Origin of the sequence: Mesorhizobium sp. M2A.F.Ca.ET.037.01.1.1 (assembly GCF_003998075.1) — a bacterium.
Taxonomy (GTDB): Bacteria; Pseudomonadota; Alphaproteobacteria; order Rhizobiales; family Rhizobiaceae; genus Mesorhizobium.
Genome location: NZ_RZSA01001092.1, coordinates 1 through 2,047 on the forward strand (window position 1 = coordinate 1; position 2,047 = coordinate 2,047).

General features: G+C 66.1%; 1 protein-coding gene and 1 pseudogene. One reads left to right on the forward strand and one right to left on the reverse strand.

Features of this window, described 5'->3' with window-relative positions; translation table 11 throughout:
- A partial coding sequence (locus EOA27_RS33740) for an AAA family ATPase (RefSeq protein WP_145970731.1) occupies positions 1 to 1,210 on the forward strand: 1,210 nt, incomplete at its 5' end.
- A 28-nt stretch (positions 1,211 to 1,238) separates the two neighbouring features.
- On the opposite strand, the pseudogene EOA27_RS33745 reads toward EOA27_RS33740, so the two are convergent.
- Positions 1,239 to 2,047, reverse strand: a pseudogene (locus tag EOA27_RS33745) (phosphoglycolate phosphatase); the annotation flags it as partial.

Genomic DNA, 2,047 nt, shown 5'->3' on the forward strand with positions numbered 1-2,047 from the left:
GGCTTCGGCCGATGTCTCGCGCGACCGCGCTACGCTTGCCGACGCGCGGGCCGTGCATGAGGGGCTGCGCCGCGAGGCCGAGGTGCGCATGCGCCGGCTCGACGCCATCGGCGCGGAGCGCAGGAACTGGGTGGAGCGCGCCGAGAACGCCTCGACGCAGATTGCCGCGCTTGGCGAGCGCAAGGCCGAGGCCGAGGCCGAACGCGAGCGGTTGGCCGATGCGCCGGACGAGATCGATGCCAAGCGCCGCGCTTTGCTGACGCAGCTTTCAGAGGCGGAGGCGTTGCGCCAGACGGCGAGCGACCGCCTGCAGGAGGCGGAGAACAAGCAGGCCGAGCTCGACAAGGCGGCCACCGCGGCGATCCAGTCGCTCGCCGAGGCGCGCGAGACCCGCGTGCGCGCCGAGGAGCGGCTCACCGCGGCGGACGAACGCCGCGCCGAGGTCGAGGCGCGCATCCAGGAAGCGCTGAACACGCCGCCGCATCTGGTCTTCCAGCATACCGGGCTCAAAGCCGACGATCCGATGCCCGACATGGCCGAGATCGAGCGACAGCTCGACCGCCTGAAGATCGAGCGCGAGCGGCTTGGCGCGGTCAATTTGCGCGCCGAGGAAGAGCAGCGGGAGCTATCGGAGCGGCTGGAGACCATCGTTTCCGAGCGCGAGGACATCATCGAGGCGATCAGGAAACTGCGCCAGGCGATCCAGAGCCTCAACCGCGAGGGCCGCGAGCGGCTGCTGTCCGCCTTCGAGGTGGTCAACGGCCATTTCCAGCGGCTGTTTTCGCATCTGTTCGGCGGTGGCACGGCCGAGCTGCAGCTGATCGAGTCGGAAGATCCCCTGGAAGCTGGCCTTGAAATCCTCGCTCGCCCGCCCGGCAAGAAGCCGCAGACCATGACGCTGCTTTCCGGCGGCGAGCAGGCGCTGACGGCGATGTCGCTGATCTTCGCCGTCTTCCTCACCAACCCCGCGCCGATCTGCGTGCTCGACGAGGTCGACGCGCCGCTCGACGACCACAATGTCGAGCGCTTCTGCAATTTGATGGAAGAGATGGCGAAGACGACGGAAACCCGCTTCGTCATCATCACCCACAACCCGATCACCATGGCGCGCATGGATCGCCTCTTCGGCGTCACCATGGCCGAGCAGGGCGTCAGCCAGCTGGTCTCGGTCGACCTGCAAGCGGCCGAAGCGATGCGCGAGGCGAGCTGAGCTCACCTCTCAGGTTCGACGACCAATCCTACTTTTCCGGAGCTGTCGCAGGCGCCGTATACCTGCGCCGCACGGCGTCGATCACCAGCTTGCGGCTTTCCTCGGCCGACAACGCCTTGTTCTTCTCCGCCTCCGCCGTCTCTCGGGCGAGGTCCTTGTCCCTGATCTGCTGGCGGAACCATTTGGAATAATCGCCGGCGCGCAAATGGTGTTCCCATGTCTTGTCGTCGATGCCTTCCGCCATCTGCGCGAAGATGATGAGGTTATGGGCTCTGAGGTTCATCGCCTTCTTCGGTCCGGTGAAATAGAAGCTGCCCTCTTCGTCGAGCTCGCCCTCGGCATATTTGCGGCTGTGGCGCTTCAGCGACTGGGCGGGCTCGATCGCCTTGACCGAGAACGGCGCCTTGCCGTCATGCGGGCGCCAGAACAGCACGCGGTCGCCCTTCGGCGATGGAATGTCCTTCGGCGCCGGGAGTCCCGTTTCCTTGCAGAAGGTCTTGATCACGCCCTTCGCCTGGGGGCCAAGCGCGATCACCGCCGTCACCAGGCCGAGCGCGTCGGTGGAGATTGCTTCGGGGTGGACGGTGATCAGCACCGTGCCGGGCAGCTCGATCGAAAGCACCGAACGCGTATCCCCGCGCCGCTTGGGCATCAAGTGATGCGCCTCGTCGATGATCAGCCAGTGCGGCCTTGCCGTCCGGTAGCGGATATTGCCGAGGCCGGGCAGCAATTCGGCGAAGAAATCAGGCCGCTCGTCCACCTTCAGCGCCAGGCCGTTGACCACGACATTGTTCTGCGGCTTCTCGATCAGTTCCAGCAGCTGCTCCTTGTTGGGCG